Raw genomic sequence first — 19,632 nt, 5'->3', positions numbered from 1 at the left:
AAATGACAATCCTATAAAAAGATTTCTAAATGGCGCATGGTTTACTGGATTTCATCTAGTAAACCATGCGCCTTATTGTTAAAATATAAAGTGAGGAAAGTATTATAAAAAATAGGTGGCAGTCAGTATATGATGTATCCAATTGCAATTTTTATTTTAGCAGGGCTGTGTGAAATCGGCGGCGGTTATTTAATTTGGTTGTGGTTGAGAGATGCACAATCACCGTTGTTAGGGATGCTTGGAGGTATCCTGTTAATTACATACGGTATCATCGCAACATTCCAAGTATTTCCAACATTCAGCAGAGTATATGCAGCATATGGCGGTGTGTTCATTGTCATGAGTATTATATGGGGATATGTTTTTGATAAACAGATGCCAGATAAATATGATGTCATCGGCGGCATTGTATGTATTATCGGTGTCTTGATTATGTTGCTGCCTGATAGAGGCTGATGATTTTCATCGGGCAAGGAAAGGGTGTATTGAAATGATGTTTACAGAAGTGGAGCACCAAAGAAACGGTTTGGATTTAATCAAGGTTGATAACGACCAAGCGAAAATTATCTTTTCAAATTTTGGGGCGCGTATTGTGTCTTGGAAGTATGAAGATAATAATATTGTGTTAGGAAATGTCGTTGAAGCGGATGAGTATTACCATGAAAATCCGTATTACTTCGGCGCAAGCGTCGGTCGTTTTGGGGGACGTATTGAAGACGGACGTTTTGAATTAGAGGGTAAAACTTACCAACTTGAACAAAATGATCCGCCTCATCATTTACACGGCGGTTTTCACGGAATTAATAAACACTATTTTGATTATGAAATTAAAGATGACAATGGCGGCTATATTCAAATTATCTTTACTACAACTGTTAAATCAGCAGATGATCATTACCCGGGCGATATTAAACTAAAGATTATACATACGTATGATATCGACAATCGATGGACGATTGAATATAGTGCAGAAGCAACAGAAACAACGTTATTTAATCCGACTAACCACGTTTATTTCAACTTGAACAGAGATAATAAAGAGGTAAACAACCATATCTTAACAAGTTCAACATTGAAAATGCATTTATTAAATGACAAGAATTTACCAACGCTTAATGATAATGTAGATTTAATTCAGGTATTAGGTAAACAATCAATGCGATTTGAAGATATCGGCAAAGCTGAAGATGAACGATTACATGCTCAAATTGAACGTTATCATGGCTTAGATCATCCATTTACAATCGGTGATGAACTGACTGTTGAAAATAGCCAATTCTTATTGAAAATGAAAACAGATATGCCACATGTGGTTATCTTTACTTTTAATGAAACCAGCAATTGGGAAAGTGATATGAACATTTATAAACCACACTCAGGTTTTACTTTAGAAGCACAATGCTTACCAAATGATATTAATTTACTAGGAGAAGAAGCACCTTCTATTTTACGTAAAGGTGACACATTCTTTTCTAAAACAACGTATCAAATTATAGAAAAATCTGAGTAATATAATGACAAGGAGTATTCAGTGATGGATGTTAGAGCGTTAAAATTACAAACTGTGAAAGACGCAGTCTCAGAAATTAAAGATGGTATGGTTGTCGGTATTGGTACAGGCAGCACGATTGAACTCTTATTACCGCATATCGCGAAATTATTAGATGATGGCGCTACAATTACAGGCGTTTGTACGTCTAATAAAACCGCATTGCTTGCGAAAGAATTAGGGATTACGATTGTTAACGTCAATGATGTCGATCATATTGATGTGGCAATTGATGGTGCAGATGAATTTGATCCGCAATTAAATTTAATCAAAGGCGGTGGTGGTGCACTGTTTCGTGAAAAAGTTATTGATGAAATGGCTGAACGCTTTGTGGTCATCGCAGATGAAACGAAACAAGTAGACTACTTAGGCCAAACTTTTAAATTGCCAGTAGAAGTTGATCGCTTCAACTGGATGCTAGTAGCGAAAAAAATAGAGAAAGATACTAAAGCAAAAGTATCACGTCGTAACGTGGAAGACATTACCTTTATCACAGATAATGATAATTATATTTTAGATGTTGAATTACCACCAAACACTGATCCATATGACATGCATGAATATTTAATTCATTTAACAGGTGTATTAGAAACTGGATACTTCTTAGATCTTGCTGACCGTGTAATTGTCGGTAAACAAGAAGGTGTCGAAATTATTGATAAGGTCTAAAGAGACTTATTTTATTTAAATGAATAGGTTAAAAAGAAGCGCTGACAGATAACTGAATGATATCTGCCAGCGCTTTTATAATATAGCGATTCACTTATTTAGGTTCGTCTGTGTCTTTAGTTTGTGCGGGTTCATCGTCTTTGATAGATTCAGAATCGTCTGTTGAATGTTCAGGCTCTGTATCTTCAGTGACTGGTGTAGTTTCTTCTGTTTGTGCAGTTTCTGATACTGCAACATCTTCGTCTTCTTCATCTTTTGGATAGTCTAAAGGATTGTTCGGTTCAACTTCCTCTAAAGAATCTTTTGTGAAGAAATAGAAAGCTGCTCTGATAAGCAGACTGAGTAAGATGAAAACAGCGCCTACAAGTGCTGTGCTTAATGCGATTACTTTCATAGAGAAGACGTCTCCTAGTTCTTCACTGAAGAAGAAGACTAATCCAAATGACATTAAAGCATGGAATGCCACAGCAATGTAAATTGTACGTCCTTTAGTACCTCTGATCAATTCGCCGATAATCATTGAGAATGCGAAGTGATACAACAAGTTATATAATGTGAATTCTAATGTATAAGTCGTATTCACATTCCATAAGGCATATAGGATACCGATCAGGATAGATGCGAATAACGTATTCGTTTTTGTTTCTACGACATTTTGCAAGTATGAACGGAAACCGAATTCTACAAAGAATGCCATTAAAAGATGTCCGATTAAAATAGATGTGACAGACACAGATAAGTTTTTAGATTGTAAAATAATAAAACTGTCTGCGTAAGTATTAAAGGCAAACATACAAATAATACAAATCACAAGCGGTAAGATTAAAGCTAAAATAATGCGTTCAATCACTTTAAAACTGATTGTGAATTTTAAACTTGCGAGCTGAGCGCGTTTATTTCGAAATACAATTAAGCAGATAATAGCTGCGATAAATGGCGCAAGTGTACTCAAATCAAAGACAAAGCGTTTGAATGGAACTTGGCCTTGAAAATCTTTCAGTACCAATGGGAGTGCGTATGCAAGTACATAGAAGACAAAGATCGTCATAGCCCATTGGAAACCTGATATGCGTTTCGTGTCCATTATGAAACCTCCAATAATTACGGCGATATCCATACATTTTTATATTAACTTCTATCATATAATACATTACAAACAGAGTGAATCCTTAAGTATGTATTGAGAGTTTTAACCGTATTTTTAAGCGTATGGATTTACATAATAACCTAATAGTATTATACATCTCAATAAAACATAAATAAATCACTTCCCCTGAAATGACTTCTAAATGAAATCTCGTTGTAAAGGTTGAATACAATAGTCTTAAGTGTAAGCGTTTTAAATTTTTTCAGAAAAGGGTATGCAAAAAGTAGAATAGACTATTAAGAAATGTATATAATGATTCACAAGGTATGACTTAAGGAGGATGTGGAACATGTATAAGCAAGCCAACAAAGATTTATGGACAGGTAGAGTGGATAGTGAAACAGATTCATCGCAATTCAGACACTTCCAAACAATTGAACTAAAAGACATCAATGAAACAAATTTTGATCGAAAACAAGGAACTGGTATTTTAGGCTACGCTGTAGATAAAGGGGTAGAACTGAACAATGGCCGCGTAGGTGCACAAGAGGGACCAGATGCGATACGTAAAGCATTTGCGAACTTATCAGTGTTAACACCTTGCTCAGTTTATGATTATGGCAATGTCTATCATGATCATGACGCATTGATTGAAACACAAGAAGAATATGCAGACTTAGCTTCAAAAATGTTTGACAATCATAATTATTCATTATTAATCGGAGGCGGACATGATATTGCTTATGCACAGTATTTAGCCATGCGTAAATCGCATCCAGATGCATCTATTGGCGTTATTAATATTGATGCGCATTTTGATACAAGAGAAGCAGAATCATCCACTTCAGGAACAAGTTTCAGACAAATTTTAGAAGAAGATGACAATGCGCATTACTTTGTTTTAGGTATTCAACCTGCGAGCAACACAAAACATTTATTTGATTACGCGGAAAAACGTGGCATTGAATATGTCACAGTAGATGAAATCTTACATGAGATTTCTCCAACGATTAAAGATAAAGTAGACCACTTCATTAATAAGCATGACGTGATTATGCTGACGATATGTATGGACGTGGTAGATAGCGCATTTGCGCCAGGTGTCAGTGCACCGGCAGTAAATGGCTTAACACCGCATATTATTTTAGAGTTAACAAGACGTGTCATCGGACATGAGAAGTTAATTTCTGTAAGTGTTGCGGAAACTAATCCATTGCATGACGTCGATAATCGCACCGCAAAACTTGTCGCATTATTACTGCATAATTTCATTCATTAATAGATATAAATAAGACGGATACTTCAATTTGTGGAAGTATCCGTCTTATTTTAGTTCATTTTCCAATAATTGATACAGGCATCAATCAATTGATTGGCAGGTTCTGAAAGCTTACGTTTCTCTAGATAGTTTAAATAAATCGTTCGTTCAATATTTGGTTCTAATTTGACCGCATTTAAATGATTTGCTGAAGAAGATTGGTAGTAGAATCTTGGGATGATTGTATGTCCTAAACCTCTATGAACAAGTGTTGTCGCAGTTTCAAAACGATCGACCTCAAGTACAATATTCGGATGAATATTCATATGTTTAAAATATTCATCAACGTGCTTACGGACTTGGTATTGTCGATTAGGCAAGATTAAAGGCAATTGTTGTAATGCTTCAGCACTGATGCTCTTTTGATTATTAAACGTATTCTTCGGTGTAATCAATACATAAGGCTCTTGGTATAAAGGAACAGAGACAATCCCTTCACGTTGAATGGCTTCATTAAAAATTGCGAATGAAATATCAAAATTCAGCAAGCTGGAAATAATATGTTCAAGACTATGTTGTTCGACAATTTGATAGCGCTGTTTATGAAATTGATAATGATGTTGTTGGATGACCATTGCCATCCATGCACTTGTAGACTCTAATATTGAGAGTTTAATGCGTGGTTCATCACTGATATTTAAATCATACATCTGATCTAGCGTACGATGATACATCTCGACTAAGTCTGTCGCATGTTTATAGAATTGAATGCCTTTCTCTGTAATCTTTAAAGCTTTTGTTGTACGGATAAATAGAAGATACCCCAAATCATCTTCTATTTTCTTTATCGCAGTTGTTAAAGATGGCTGACTGATATGTAGAAACTGTGCTGCTTTTGTAAAAGAATTGTATTTAACAACTGCTAAAAAGTACTCTAATTGTATAATTTTCATGAAATTATCCCCCTGATTAGACATGCCGAAATCTTTGTAACACGTGCGTTTTCCCCTTGTTATAGTTTGAAGCTATAAATGATTAGTTTATTGATATTTGAAGCTTATAATCATCTACGCGTATACTTAAGTTGTATTACAAGTTATACAAAAATATTCTAACGCAACAGTTTTAACGTTAAAATTTCGGAATATTCAATAAACTACCACAGTTAATAATCTAAAAATTATAACTATTCATTCATTATAACATGGAATAGTCAGTGTAACTTGTAAGAATGGTAATGTGAGGTCGGTCCGTAAACAAGGGGACGTACATAAAATGAAGGGGATCATTTTTACGTAAGTTGATCGACCTTTTACTATCATTCACAAATTCATAACATGATGCGAAGCTTAAGTCATCGAGAGCCAGTCAGTTGAAACAGCTTTGTCGTACTTGTAAAACAAAGGGGTGTGTCAAGTATGAAAACAGAAGCAGATTTGGTTTCTGGCGATATGGAATTCCAGCCTGAGAGTAAACCCGCTGATAAGCAGACGGGGGTCGGCATGTGGCGGTTTTACGTATTCAGCATTATCGGAATTTTATGTTTCTTCGTACCAGTGACAATTAACGGAACGAACACGATTATTGTAGATCATGTTCATTTATGGATTCGCGCAGCATTCGGAGTAGCAATGCCTTACGTTGCCTTGCTGATGATTTTAGTAGGTGCAGCATTACCGATTATTCGTAAAGACTTTATGAAATCAACGACAGACTTTGTGGTGACTTTATTTAAAGTACTCGGTGCTGTCATTGGTATTATGTATGTCTTTAAAATAGGTCCGGCATTGTTATTTAATCCGAATTACGGACCGTTCTTATTCGATAAGTTGATGTTGCCGCTAAGTATCTTGATTCCAGTCGGTGCCGTGGCACTATCATTACTTGTGGGTTACGGGCTGCTTGAATTTATCGGGGTATTAATGCAGCCGATTATGCGTCCAGTCTTTAAGACGCCAGGTAAATCTGCAGTAGATGCCGTAGCATCTTTCGTCGGAAGTTATTCATTAGGTCTCTTGATTACAAACCGTGTCTATAAAGATGGAATGTATAACAAGAAAGAAGCGGTCATTATCGCGACAGGTTTCTCAACAGTATCCGCAACATTCATGGTAATTGTCGCAAATACATTAGATTTAATGCCGCATTGGAACTTATTCTTCTGGAGTACGTTGATCATTACATTTGTAGTGACAGCTATTTCGGCACATTTACCGCCGATTCGTAATGAATCAGAAGAATATTACGAAGGACAAGAAGGTCAGAAAGAAGTAGAAGTTAACGGCAATCGTGTTGTCGCAGCTTATGATGAAGCAAAACGTCAATCACATGGTTCTTTACCATTACTCAAAAATATTTGGGTGAACGTTAAAGATGGATTTGAAATGACGATGGCGATTTTACCATCTATCTTATCAATCGGATTCTTCGGATTGTTGCTAGCGAATTTCACACCAGTGATTGATTGGTTAAGTTATATTTTTTATCCGTTTATCTACATTTTCCCGATTGCGGATAAACCATTGCTAGCGAAAGCTTCAGCGATTTCACTGATTGAGATGTTCTTACCATCATTATTAGTTGTGAAGTCAACGATGGCAGTTAAGTTAGTGACAGCTATTACAAGTATTTCAGCGATTATCTTCTTCTCAGCGCTGGTACCTTGTATTTTAGCAACGGATATCAAAATTCCAATTTGGAAATTAACTCTGATTTGGTTCATCCGTGTGGCATTAACTTTACTAATCGCAATTCCATTTGCGTTATTAATTTTCTAAATCGAAATCTAAAACTGTGTATTTAATATCATAACTAAACAAAGGAGAGATTGATTATGACTAAAGAAGTAGCAGCGAAAGGCAGACAAATTAAAGCGAAAAAAGGATTGGAAATTGAATGTAAAGGATGGGAACAAGAAGCAGTCCTTCGAATGTTATACAATAACTTAGATCCAGAAGTAGCAGAGCATCCTGAAAAGTTAGTCGTTTACGGGGGTATTGGTAAAGCGGCACGTAACTGGGAAGCTTTTGATGCTATTGTAGATACATTGCGTCGTTTAGAAAGTGATGAAACGATGTTAGTTCAATCTGGTAAACCTGTTGCTGTCTTTAAAACACATGAAGAAGCACCACGAGTATTATTATCGAACTCTGTACTTGTACCGAAATGGGCAAACTGGGAACACTTCCATGAATTAGATAAAAAAGGCTTAATGATGTATGGTCAAATGACAGCGGGAAGCTGGATTTATATCGGTTCTCAAGGGATTGTTCAAGGAACATATGAAACGTTTGCTGAACTCGCAAACCAACATTATAACGGTTCATTAAAAGGTACAATCACATTAACAGCTGGTTTAGGCGGCATGGGTGGTGCGCAGCCATTAGCTGTAACGATGAATGAAGGGGTAGTTATCGGTGTAGATGTGGATCCATCTCGTATCGAAAAACGTATTGAGACACGTTATTGTGATATTATCACAGATTCTTTAGATGAAGCGTTAGAAAAAGCACAAGAAGCGAAAGAAGCAGGCAAACCATTATCTGTTGGTTTAGTCGGCAATGCACCTGAAGTTTATAATGAGATTTTAAAACGTGACTTCAAGATTGATATCATTACAGACCAAACGTCTGCACATGATCCGTTAAACGGCTATGTACCTGAAGGTTATTCTTTAGAAGAAGCGTCTGCGTTACGCGATGCAAATCCTGATGAATATGTAAAATTATCTTCACAATCAATGAAAAATCATGTAGCAGCAATGTTAGAATTCCAAAAACGTGGTGCAGTAGCATTTGACTATGGTAATAATATCCGTCAAGTAGCGTATGACCAAGGTTTAGAAAACGCTTTTGATTTCCCTGGATTCGTACCAGCATACATTAGACCGTTATTCTGTGAAGGTAAAGGACCTTTCCGTTTTGCGGCATTAAGTGGTGATCCAAAAGACATCGAACGTGCAGACCAAGCAATGCGTGAACTTTTCCCTGAAGATGAGAAGTTAATGCGCTGGTTAGATATGGCAACAGAAAAAATTGCATTCCAAGGTTTACCTTCAAGAATTGCATGGTTAGGTTATGGCGAACGTGCCAAAATGGGCTTGAAATTAAACGAACTAGTACGTAATGGTGAAATCTCAGCACCAGTTGTGATTGGACGTGACCACTTAGACTCAGGTTCAGTAGCATCACCAAACCGTGAAACTGAATCAATGAAAGACGGTTCAGATGCTGTAGGTGACTGGGCAATCTTAAACGCATTAGTCAATACTGCAGCAGGTGGTTCTTGGATTTCAGTCCACCACGGTGGCGGTGTAGGTATGGGTTATTCATTACATGCCGGTATGGTTGTTGTTGCAGACGGTTCAGATCGTGCAGAAGCACGCTTGAAACGAGTATTAACAACAGATCCGGGTATGGGTGTAGTAAGACATGCTGATGCTGGCTATGATATTGCGATTGATACAGCAAATGAAAAAGGTGTCGATATTCCAATGTTAAAGGAGCAAGATTCTAATGAGTAATGATGTTGTTATCCAAAATATTGCACAATTAATTTTACCGAAGAAAACTGATAAACCTTTAAAAGGCAATCAGTTAAATGAGTTGAAAATCATTGAAAATGCAACATTAGTTGCGAAAGACGGTAAAGTAGTTTATGCAGGACCTCATACAGAAGAGTATGATGCACAAGAAGTGGTAGATGCGACAGGCAAAGTCGTATCTCCTGCTTTGGTTGATGCACATACACACTTAGTATTCGGCGGTTCAAGAGAGCATGAAATGGCATTAAAACAACAAGGTGCGTCTTATCTAGAAATTCTAGAACAAGGCGGCGGTATTCTATCTACAGTTAAAGCAACACGTGAGGCAACTGAAGATGAGTTGTTAAAGAAAACAGACAAGTCTTTACGTGAAATGATGTCTTATGGTGTCTTAACAGTAGAAAGTAAGAGTGGATATGGATTAGATAAAGAGAATGAATTGAAACAATTAAAAGTGTCACATGCTTTAGAGAAAAAGTATGGCATTACAATGAAACACACATTCCTAGGGCCACACGCTGTGCCGAAAGAAGCGGAATCTAATCAAGCATTCTTACAAGAGATGATTGACTTATTACCAGAAGTAAAAGAATATGCAGACTTTGCGGATATCTTCTGCGAAACGGGTGTCTTCACAGTTGATGAATCACGTGAATATATGAAAGCAGCTAAAGAACAAGGCTTTGATGTGAAAATTCACGCAGATGAGATTGATCCTTTAGGTGGTTTAGGTGTAGCGATTGAACAAGGTGCGATTTCAGCTGATCACTTAGTCGCTTCAAGTGAAGAAGATAAACAAGCATTAAAAGATAGCGACACAGTTGCGGTTGTTTTACCAGGAACAACATTCTATTTAGGTAAAGATCAATACGCAGATGCACGCGGTATGTTGGATAATAATGGTGCAGTAGCCATTGCCTCTGACTTCAACCCAGGCAGTAACGTAACGAATAATTTACAAATGGTTATGGCAATTGCAGCACTGAAATTAAAATTAACTCCAAATGAAATTTGGAACGCAGTCACAGTCAATGCGGCAAAAGCAATTGATGCAGATGCAGGTACGTTAGAACAAGACGACCGCGCAAACTTCGTGATTTGGAATGTACCGAATTATGAATATGTACCATACCATTATGGTATCAACCATGCGGAATATGTTTATAAAGACGGTAAGTTATTTATTGACAACCGTATTGAAGTACAACAATAAGCTTTAACTATCAGTTAAACACAACTTTTTACAGCCATGCTTATGATTTCTCATAAGTGTGGCTGTTTTTTGCTTCTTAATAGTCTGACAATTTATGTTAAGATAAGTGCATAGAGAAGTGGGCGGGTGAAAAAATTGGAACGTCAAATGTATGTGAATCAATGGAAAGGTGATATCAAAGACAATGTGTTGGCAGGTATTTTAATTGCGTTATCTGCATTGCCTGGTGCAATTGCTTATTCATTTATTGTCGGCATGAACCCTTCAATCGGCTTATTGAGTATGGGGATTATGATGATTGTACTCAGTCTGACTGCAGGCAGGACTTTAATGATTACAGGACCAAGCAGTGGTATAGCCTTAGTCGCAGCACCTCTAGTCATGCATCATGGTGTCGGATACTTAATCTGTGCAACGATTGTCATGGGGATACTCCAATTAGGCATGGGTGCGTTAAATGTAGGACGATTGATTGAACGCATTCCTCAAGCAGTTGTAATCGGCTTTATGAATGCCTTAGCTTTATTATTAATGTCTTCGCAAATCGATAATATTTTCAACATTTCAATCGCAACGTATGTTTTTGCGATAGTCTCTTTTTTAATTATTTGGTTCGCGCCCCGATTCATTTCGTTTATTCCAGCACCTTTGATCTCAATTATTGTCTTAACCATCATTGCACATCTTATTCATCCGAAACTACATTATGTAAAAGATTTAGCGGATATCTATGTGGTATTACCTAAACTACAATGGTCTCAGTTTCATCTGTTTACAGAAAGTCATGCCTTAATGGTTATTGTGGGTTACGGTATCACGATGGCAATTGTAGGTACACTGCAATCTTTATTGACTGCACAAGCATTGGATGTGCTAACAAATGAAAAGAGTTGTTTAAATCAAGAATCAGCTGCACAAGGACTTGCGAATTTAGCAGCAGGATTATTTGGTGGTTTTGGAGGCAGTGCATTAGTCGGTCAATCAAAATTTAATGTGAAAGTCGGTGCAACTGCACGTTATGCGACCTTAGTGACTGCTTTGTTTTTATTATTGACAATTTACGTTTTAGGGCCTATTATCGCTCTGATTCCAATGGTCGTACTCGCGACTGTATTAGTTTCGATTGCGTTGAATACCTTTGATAGACGTACTATACAAGCGATTAAAGCGAAGCCTGTTTTAAATGCCGCAACAATTATCGGTACGATGATTGTTACGTTAGTAACGAATAATTTAGCCTTTGGTGTCGCAGCAGGTTCAGCAATATATTTAGTGATTTACGTTGTAAGTAAAGGAAGGGAAAGTTTATGAGTCATTTTGAACAATTAGTCGAATGGAGACGTATGTTTCATCAGCATCCAGAAGTTTCTTATCAAGAATATGACACTACTGCGCGTTTAAAAGAACTTTTAGAAGAACATGAGATTAAAATTATAGATTATCCACTAGACACAGGATTGGTGGCAGAAATCGGTGAAGGCGAAACGATTGTTGCGTTACGTACAGACATTGATGCTTTACCGATAGAAGAACAAGTAGATAGTGAAATCACGTCACAAAATAAAGGTGTAATGCATGCTTGCGGACATGATATACATATGGCAAGTATTTTAGGTGCTGCATTGTTGCTGAAAGAGAAAGAAGCAGAATTGCCTGGACGTGTGCGTATTTTATTCCAAGCTGCCGAAGAAGTGGGCAGCGGTGCACAACAAATGGTAGAAGCGGGTGTATTAGAAGGTGTTAAAGCTGTGACAGGTTTTCACAATGATCCGACATTAAAAGTGGGCACGTTAGCGATTAAACCAGGTGCGATGACTTCAGCAGTAGATCGCTTCTTTATTCGAATTAAAGCAAAAGGGGGTCACGCCGCAAAACCTGAAGAAAGCAATGATCCGATGATTATTTTAGGACAATTATTAACGAGTGTGCAGTCTATCGTCAGTCGTAATGTTTCAGCCTTTGATTCTGCAGTTGTGACAATTGGGGAAGTATCAGCTGGCAACACGTGGAATGTGATTCCAGATTCAGCACGCATTCAAGGAACAGTTCGAACATTTAATAATGAAACACGTGCACTTGCAGAACAACGTCTACAAAGTATTTGTGATGGTTTAGCATCTGCCTTTAATGCGGAGATTGAATTAGAATATATTCATTTACCGAATGCAGTCATGAATCATGAAACATTAACACATATTGCACAAGAAGCGGCAGAAGAGACAGGTTATAAAGTTGAACAATTGAGCCAACCTAAAACAATTGGTGAAGATTTCTCAGCTATGAGTGATACTGTTCCTGGTGTTTTCAGTTTCATCGGTTCACAATCTGATTATGATTTACATCATCCGAAATATAACCCGAATGAAGACATTTTGAAAAAAGCGCCTGAGTTTCTTGCGAATTTAGTTCAAAAATTATTTTAATTTGCCGATGAATGAAATATGGATTTTGTGGTATATCAATAGAGAGACAAATAATTGAGGAGTGATAGATAATGGCACCACAAGATCCACGTACAAAATTCTCTGATCAAGATTATCCAAAACAAGAACAAGAATGGCCAGGTTTCCAAACAGATATGGATCCAAAACCAGACTGTGGCGAAACATCATATAAAGGACATGGACGCCTTGAAGGCTTGAAAGCATTAGTTACAGGCGGTGACTCTGCGATTGGTCGTGCAGTCGCAATTGCGTATGCACGTGAAGGTGCGTCAGTTGTGATTAACTATCATCCAAAAGAAGAAGAAGACGCACAAGAAGTTAAGAAAGTTATTGAAGATACAGGCGGAACTGTTTATTTAAAACCAGGTGATTTATCAGATGAACAATTCAACTACGATTTAGTTGAATATGCACACGAAACGCTTGGCGGTTTAGACAATGTGACATTGGTTGCTGGACATCAGCAATACCATGAAGGATTCGAAAACTTCAAAACAGAAGATTTCACACAAACCTTCACAACGAATGTGTATTCATTATTCTGGACAGTTCAAAAAGCACTTGAGTATCTAAAACCAGGTGCGACGATTACAACGACAACATCTATTCAAGGTTATGACCCTAATCCAATCTTGCATGACTATGCGGCTACAAAAGCTGCGATTATTTCACTAACAAAAAGCTTAGCAAAAGAATTAATCGATAAAGGTATCCGCGTGAACTCAGTAGCACCCGGACCATTCTGGTCACCGCTTCAAATCTCAGGTGGTCAACCGCAAAGTAAAATTCCTGAATTCGGTCAAAGTTCAATGATGGGCCGTGCAGGTCAGCCAGTAGAATTAGCAGGCACTTATGTCTTACTTGCTTCAGACTAATCAAGTTATACAACAGGACAAGTGTATGGCGTAACAGGCGGTAAACAAATTAACTAAGCTATGATTAAGACAGCGTTCCAACAATGAATGGAACGCTGTTTTTATACATACAAACACATTATTCGCAAAGTAAGGTTTAGTTTATTATGCTATAGGTATAATTAGTATAGTAACTAAGGAGGCAGAATGATGAAACATTTTAACCCTAAAGATTTAACGCAAAGAGAAAATTATAAATTATTAAGCGGCAGCGTCTTACCAAGACCGATTGCTTTTGTGACTTCTCAAGATCAAGAAGGTCATTTAAATGCGGCACCATTCAGTTTCTTTAATGTGGTCAGCAGTCATCCGCCGATGATTATGATTTCAACTGGACGCACAGAAGGTGTCCGTAAAGATACAGCACAAAACATTATTGATACTGGAGAATTTGTGGTACACATTTCTGAATTGTCTATGATTGAAGGTATTAATAATACTGCTGCACCGATTGAACGTGAAGCAAATGAGTTAGAACGTACAGATTTTAAAACAATTCCTTCAGATGTCGTTAATGTACCAGCAGTCGAAGGGGCGCGAATCCGATTTGAGTGTAAACTGGATCGTGTGATTGAACTCGGTGATGACAAAGCGGGCAGCGATTTAATCTTAGGTGAAGTTGTACGTTATCACATCGCTGATGATGTTTATATCGAACCGCATAAAATTGATGTACAAGCGTTACATCCTGTTGGTCGTTTAGCGGGTAATGACTATGTAAAATTAGGTCAAGAATTTGTATTAGAAAGACCAACAGAATAATTGCTTAATGAAAAGTTCATACTTTGATGATTGACTAACTATTACAATCATGATAGGTTTAAAAAGATTCAAAAAATAAAAATAAATATAGCTTATCAAGAGAGGTGGAGTGATGGGCACTTTGAAACCTCGGCAACATGGTTCGCTGATAGCGACGCGTGTGCCAATTCCCATAGCAACTATTTGCTAAGAGATAAGAAACATAATGTATCCTTTTTTCTTAGCTGAAAAAAGGATTTTTTAATATCATGAGTGAGGTGTTTGAATCATGTCTGAACAAAAACAAAAAGGCAATGCAGTCGCACTGATTCCTTTAATTCTATTTGTCGGTTTATTTTTAGGAGTTGGGATTATTACTGGCGACTTTACGAAGATGCCGTTAAATATTGCGATTACGATTGCGGTTATTGTCGCATTAATAATGAATCGCAAAGAAAAATTCACAGAGAAAGTTGAAGTCTTCACCAAAGGTGCAGGCCATTCTAATATTATTTTGATGGTCTTGATTTTCGTATTAGCCGGCGCATTTTCAAAAGTGACTGAAGATATGGGCGGCGTGAAATCTACCGTTAATTTAGGATTAAGTTTAATTCCAGGAAACTTATTGATTATCGGTTTGTTTATTATTTGTATGTTCGTTTCTATTTCTATGGGGACATCAGTTGGTACAGTCGCAGCCATTGCACCAGTCGGCTTTGGGATTAGTGAGGCGACTGATATTTCAGCAGCACTAGCCATGGCAACAGTCGTCGGCGGTGCGATGTTCGGAGATAACTTATCTATGATTTCAGATACGACAATTTCTGCAGTACGTACACAACATACAAAAATGAGTGATAAGTTCAAAGTAAACTTTAAAATTGTATTGCCAGGTGCCATTTTAACGATGGTTATTTTAGGTATTTTGACACATAGCGCAACAATCAGCAGTACAAAAGATTACAGCTTTGAATTTATTAAAGTGATTCCATATTTATTAGTTTTAATCTTAGCTTTGATCGGTGTGAATGTGATTATTGTTTTGATAGGTGGAACAGTACTCTCAGGTATTATCGGTTTAATCGACGGCTCATTTAACTGGATCGGATTCTTGAAAGCCGCTTCAGAAGGTATGATCGGCATGGAAGATATTGCGATTATCGCATTAATGATCGGTGGTTTAATCGGCATCATTCAACATAATGGCGGTATTACATGGCTACTTAATTTTGTTCGCAGCAAGGTCAAATCAAGACGCGGTGCAGAGTTCGGTATCGCAAGTTTAGTCAGTGCCGCAGATATTTCAACTGCGAATAATACGATTTCTATTTTAATGGCAGGTCCACTAGCTAAAAATATCGCAGATGAATATGATATCGACCCAAGAAAATCAGCAAGTATTTTAGATATTTTCGGCAGCTGTTTCCAAGGCCTTTTACCTTATAGTCCGCAAGTCATTGCGGCTGCGGGCGTCGCAGGTATTTCGCCATTTATGTTAGTGCCTTATTCGATTTATCCGATTATTTTAGGAATCAGCGGATTAGCCGCAATCATCTTTAATTTTCCAAAACTGAATAAACGTAAACAAAAAGCGTAAATAATTTTTACTTTCTCACTTGAAAAATGTTAAAGTAATCTTGTTGTGAAATAACCACAGAGGCATAGTGACAAATGCTTTGCTAGTAGGATTACTTTGGCTTATGCTTCTAAATGCGTTAGAATAATAAAGAGTGCGAAAGTAGGTGACGACAGAGTGGCAAGATATAATATTGAAAATGACGTCGTAGTCATATCATTGGAACGTTTTATGCGCATCCCGCCCGAATTGATTTATCAAGCTTGGACAGATGCGGATATCATGAGACGTTGGTTCATGACTTCTAACCGTTCAAATCAATCGATTGACTTGATTCCAGAAGAAGGCAGACGTTATGAAATTGTTGATGAACGTAACGGTAAAAAGAACAGAGTAACAGGGGTCTTCCAAGAACTAGAAGCACCTAACCGAATTGTGATGACCATCGGTATGCCTGAACTGAGCGACAAAGAAGATACGATTGAAGTAGAAATTTTTGAACGTGAACCAGGTTCAGACATGACACAAATGAACTTCCGTTATACTGCTGTTGTTCCGAAAGAAAGACGTTGGACAACTTTGGAATACAAACAGCAGAAGAAAGAATATCATGATGCGACGGCACACGGCTTTGAAAATATGTTCATTAAGCTTCAAGACATTTTAAGAGAAATGCAAGAAGACAAAGAAGAATTTTAATCAAAACAAGCGACACACAATGCTAGAAAGCAGCGTATGTCGCTTGTTTTATTTTATATATTCAATTTTCAACAATTAGACAGTTTCTTGACCACGTTTATTCCAAGTCAGAATAAAGCTTAACATAGCTAGAATACTAATCACTGTTAATAAGATGAAACCTGCATCCCAACCAAATTGATCAACCACGAAACCAAGTACGATGTTAGCCATGACTGCACCAAATAGGTAACCGAATAAACCTGTTAACCCGGCAGCTGTTCCTGCTGCTTTCTTAGGTACATAATCTAATGCTTGCAAGCCTATTAACATCACTGGTCCATAGATTAAGAAACCAATCGCAACGAGTGCTAAGTTATCTACTAATGGATTACCTGGAGGGTTTAACCAGTAGATTAAGACGAAAATAGTTACGCCTAACATAAAGAAGAAACCTGCTGGACCACGACGTCCTTTGAAGAGTTTATCTGAGATCCAACCACACAGTAATGTTCCAGGAATCCCAGCCCATTCGTAAAGGAAGTAAGCCCATCCAGAGGATTTCATATCGAAATGTTTCTCTTCGCTTAAATAGACTGGTGCCCAGTCAAGTACACCATAACGAACGAAGTAGACGAAGATATTTGCGAAAGCGATTGCCCATACCCATTTGTTATTCAACACATATTTGAACAAGATTTCTTTGGTAGTTAATTCTGTTTCAAGTGTTGTTCTTGAAGCGGTAGGATAATCATTACGATAGGCTTCAATCGGTGGTAAACCTTGTGATTGTGGTGTATCTCTAATTAAGATATAAGAGATGATCGCAATGATAATCGCAAGTAATGCTGGATAAATGAAGACACCCTCAAATCCTTTTAGATAACCGAAGTTATATAAGGCAGTCATAGAAATACCCCAAGTCGCAATCGGTGCCATTAAGCCGCCGCCGACATTATGTGCGACGTTCCAAATGGCTGTTTTACTGCCTCGTTCACTCACACTGAACCAATGGACGAGGACACGTCCTGAAGGCGGCCACCCCATACCTTGGAACCAGCCGTTTAAGAACAGCATAATAAACATGATTAAAATGCTTGAAGTAAAGAATGGAACAAAACCAAGCAACAGATTGACAATCGCAGTCAAAATCAATCCTAGTGTTAAGAACATGCGTGCGTTGCTTCGATCACTGACAGTTCCCATCACAAATTTACTAAAACCGTATGCGATTGAAACGGCTGACAGGGCAATACCTAATTGACCTTTACTGAACCCCTGTTCAATCAAATCAGGCATCGCAAGAGAAAAGTTTTTGCGTAATAAATAATAACCCGCATAACCGATGAAGATACCTAAGAATACTTTCATTCGTAGTTGTTTATATGTATCATCAACTTGCTCTTTTGATAGAGGAGCAATCGGCTTTGGCGGTTTTAAGAAGTTAAACAAGAAAGCGCCTCCTTTACAAATAATTAACTTAATCTTAATACTAAATTTACAAAAGAGCAATGAACATTTTTATTTTTTAGTTTTAATATAAAAAAAGACACTCCAATCATGGAATGTCAGAACGGTACACTTAATTATGAGATTGTAGAATATTTATGCTGAGCGATACGTGGTCTGTAGTTCGCACCTAATACATCGATGTTTTGTGTCGCAAGCGCATGAATCAATTTAGATAATACGTGCGGTGTACATGAAATATCAATGTGATACGTTGTGAGTACATATTTAATGTCTTCTTGATGTTTAAGAAACTGCATAATATCAATGATTTTATCTTTGACAAACATATCTTGTAAACCGTCAATTTTAAGTTTGAAATGCATAGAAGCTTGAATATTCGGCGCAAATTGATAGACGAAGTCTTTGTCTGCAAAAGGTAAAATCTGGTAGATAGGGTAGTTGTGATAACTTAAGAAACTGATGAAGTAAGGCAGGTTGCATTTTGGAATACGGACTTTTAAAACAGGCTGTTGTTTAATTCGAGTGAATTCTGCTTGAACAGCGTGACTGCTTTGAAGTTGTCTGCATAATTTTAATAATTGTCTTCGCTTAAGCCATGTTGATAGATGCCCTATATTAATAATAAAAGTGTCATATTTATCTATAAACATAGACAATTCCTCCAGAAGTATAGTTTATATTTGAGTGGCATAAGATGGATGGATTGCGTGTTGTTCAAATTCATTGTAAATTGTATCACGCTTTAAAAACTTTTTCACTAGGACTTTTGGACGAAATGAAGATAATTGTTAATTTTGTCATTTTTTCAATATAATGAGTGTAATACATAGGAAAGAAAGAGAGTGAATACATCATGCGATATAGAGCAGTCGTATTTGATTTTGATGGTACGATTATTGATACAGAACAACATTTGTTTGATGTGATCAATCAACATTTAACTACACATCAAAAAAATCCAATTTCAGTAGATTTTTATCGTCAATCCATCGGCGGTGCAGCCAAAGGATTGCATCAATATATAGAATCACAAATAGGAGAAGAAGCAACTAAGGCATTGTATGATGATCATCATCAACAAAGTCGACATCTATCGATGATTGAAAATATTAGTCGTTTGATGGAACATTTAGAGGCTAAACATATTCCTTTTGCGATTGCGACGAGCAGTAGTCGTGAAGTGATTCAACCTGCACTTCAAGCATTAGGATTAACAAAGCGGGTTGCAGTGATTGTCGGAAGAGAAGATGTAGAAGCGGTCAAACCTGAACCAGACTTATACTTAACTGCGGTTCAACAATTGAATATGAATCCGGTGAGTTGTTTAGCTATTGAAGATTCAGTCAATGGTGCAACTGCTGCAGAACGTGCGGGACTTGGAGTAATTGTAAATACAAATCAAATGACTGAACAGATGGATTTCAGCAATTTAAATTTAGAAGGAATGAATTTAGATGCTGAAACAATTATGAAACAATATTTTTAAG

General features: G+C 37.2%; 18 protein-coding genes and 1 riboswitch. Of the genes, 14 read left to right on the top strand and 4 right to left on the bottom strand.

The window, feature by feature from the left end:
* The first annotated feature begins 129 nt into the window (after positions 1-129).
* From HMPREF3031_RS08125 to HMPREF3031_RS08115, 3 genes are read left to right on the top strand one after another with little or no spacing between them, the layout of a single operon-like run.
* The gene (locus HMPREF3031_RS08125; RefSeq protein WP_002479674.1) at positions 130-456 is read left to right on the top strand and encodes a YnfA family protein; all 327 of its coding nucleotides are present in this window, start codon (positions 130-132) and stop codon (positions 454-456) included.
* Between the two features lie 37 nt (positions 457-493).
* Complete coding sequence (locus HMPREF3031_RS08120; protein ID WP_037556172.1) at positions 494-1,510, top strand: aldose epimerase family protein; 1,017 nt, start codon at positions 494-496, stop codon at positions 1,508-1,510.
* 21 nt (positions 1,511-1,531) lie between these two features.
* The gene (locus tag HMPREF3031_RS08115) at positions 1,532-2,218 is read left to right on the top strand and encodes a ribose 5-phosphate isomerase A (RefSeq protein WP_031262441.1); all 687 of its coding nucleotides are present in this window, start codon (positions 1,532-1,534) and stop codon (positions 2,216-2,218) included.
* Positions 2,219-2,312: 94 nt separating this feature from the next.
* Here the strand turns inward: HMPREF3031_RS08115 and HMPREF3031_RS08110 are convergent, their stop codons facing one another.
* Positions 2,313-3,302 (bottom strand): peptidoglycan release complex CPBP-like subunit SdpC, encoded by a 990-nt coding sequence (locus HMPREF3031_RS08110; protein ID WP_002479671.1) that lies wholly within the window; start codon positions 3,300-3,302, stop codon positions 2,313-2,315.
* A 352-nt stretch (positions 3,303-3,654) separates the two neighbouring features.
* On the opposite strand from HMPREF3031_RS08110, the gene hutG reads away from it, so the two are divergent.
* A complete protein-coding gene (gene hutG, locus HMPREF3031_RS08105; RefSeq protein WP_002479670.1) occupies positions 3,655-4,584 on the top strand; it encodes a formimidoylglutamase in 930 nt (309 codons plus the stop codon).
* A gap of 50 nt (positions 4,585-4,634) precedes the next feature.
* Here the strand turns inward: hutG and HMPREF3031_RS08100 are convergent, their stop codons facing one another.
* Positions 4,635-5,516 carry a LysR family transcriptional regulator gene (locus HMPREF3031_RS08100; RefSeq protein ID WP_002479669.1) on the bottom strand — a complete coding sequence of 294 codons (882 nt, stop codon included), beginning with the start codon at positions 5,514-5,516 and terminating at the stop codon, positions 4,635-4,637.
* Between the two features lie 498 nt (positions 5,517-6,014).
* Between HMPREF3031_RS08100 and HMPREF3031_RS08095 the strand changes: the two genes are divergently transcribed.
* The 9 genes from HMPREF3031_RS08095 (at position 6,015) to HMPREF3031_RS08055 (ending at position 16,693) form a co-directional block, all read left to right on the top strand.
* Positions 6,015-7,340 carry a YjiH family protein gene (locus tag HMPREF3031_RS08095; protein WP_172954252.1) on the top strand — a complete coding sequence of 442 codons (1,326 nt, stop codon included), beginning with the start codon at positions 6,015-6,017 and terminating at the stop codon, positions 7,338-7,340.
* Positions 7,341-7,396: 56 nt separating this feature from the next.
* Positions 7,397-9,085: a urocanate hydratase gene (gene hutU / locus HMPREF3031_RS08090; protein ID WP_002479667.1), complete on the top strand. Its 1,689-nt coding sequence runs from the start codon at positions 7,397-7,399 to the stop codon at positions 9,083-9,085.
* Positions 9,078-10,319, top strand: a complete 1,242-nt coding sequence (hutI, locus tag HMPREF3031_RS08085) for an imidazolonepropionase (RefSeq protein WP_002479666.1) — start codon at positions 9,078-9,080, stop codon at positions 10,317-10,319. The genes hutU and hutI overlap by 8 nt, the downstream gene beginning before the upstream one ends.
* Before the next feature lie 126 nt (positions 10,320-10,445).
* The gene (locus HMPREF3031_RS08080) at positions 10,446-11,630 is read left to right on the top strand and encodes a SulP family inorganic anion transporter (protein ID WP_306806850.1); all 1,185 of its coding nucleotides are present in this window, start codon (positions 10,446-10,448) and stop codon (positions 11,628-11,630) included.
* On the top strand, positions 11,627-12,742 hold the full coding sequence (locus HMPREF3031_RS08075; protein ID WP_002479664.1) for an amidohydrolase: 1,116 nt from the start codon (positions 11,627-11,629) through the stop codon (positions 12,740-12,742). The genes HMPREF3031_RS08080 and HMPREF3031_RS08075 overlap by 4 nt, the downstream gene beginning before the upstream one ends.
* 71 nt (positions 12,743-12,813) lie before the next feature.
* The gene (locus tag HMPREF3031_RS08070; RefSeq protein WP_002479663.1) at positions 12,814-13,638 is read left to right on the top strand and encodes an SDR family oxidoreductase; all 825 of its coding nucleotides are present in this window, start codon (positions 12,814-12,816) and stop codon (positions 13,636-13,638) included.
* Positions 13,639-13,827: 189 nt separating this feature from the next.
* Positions 13,828-14,439, top strand: coding sequence for a flavin reductase family protein (locus HMPREF3031_RS08065; protein WP_002479662.1), 612 nt, complete (start codon positions 13,828-13,830; stop codon positions 14,437-14,439).
* 89 nt (positions 14,440-14,528) lie between these two features.
* A riboswitch (SAM riboswitch) is annotated at positions 14,529-14,639 on the top strand.
* 68 nt (positions 14,640-14,707) lie between these two features.
* The gene (locus HMPREF3031_RS08060; protein ID WP_002479661.1) at positions 14,708-16,015 is read left to right on the top strand and encodes a Na+/H+ antiporter NhaC family protein; all 1,308 of its coding nucleotides are present in this window, start codon (positions 14,708-14,710) and stop codon (positions 16,013-16,015) included.
* 156 nt (positions 16,016-16,171) lie between these two features.
* On the top strand, positions 16,172-16,693 hold the full coding sequence (locus tag HMPREF3031_RS08055) for an SRPBCC family protein (RefSeq protein WP_002479660.1): 522 nt from the start codon (positions 16,172-16,174) through the stop codon (positions 16,691-16,693).
* Between the two features lie 75 nt (positions 16,694-16,768).
* On the opposite strand, the gene glpT is transcribed toward HMPREF3031_RS08055, so the two are convergent.
* The gene (glpT, locus tag HMPREF3031_RS08050) at positions 16,769-18,124 is read right to left on the bottom strand and encodes a glycerol-3-phosphate transporter (protein WP_002479659.1); all 1,356 of its coding nucleotides are present in this window, start codon (positions 18,122-18,124) and stop codon (positions 16,769-16,771) included.
* Between the two features lie 134 nt (positions 18,125-18,258).
* A complete protein-coding gene (locus HMPREF3031_RS08045; protein WP_002479658.1) occupies positions 18,259-18,795 on the bottom strand; it encodes a hypothetical protein in 537 nt (178 codons plus the stop codon).
* Positions 18,796-18,998: 203 nt separating this feature from the next.
* Between HMPREF3031_RS08045 and HMPREF3031_RS08040 the strand changes: the two genes are divergently transcribed.
* A complete protein-coding gene (locus HMPREF3031_RS08040) occupies positions 18,999-19,631 on the top strand; it encodes an HAD-IA family hydrolase (protein WP_002479657.1) in 633 nt (210 codons plus the stop codon).
* Position 19,632: the final 1 nt, after the last annotated feature.

Source organism: Staphylococcus sp. HMSC072B07 (assembly GCF_001815505.1).
GTDB lineage: Bacteria > Bacillota > Bacilli > Staphylococcales > Staphylococcaceae > Staphylococcus > Staphylococcus simulans.
This window is presented reverse-complemented; position numbering and strand designations above follow the sequence as displayed.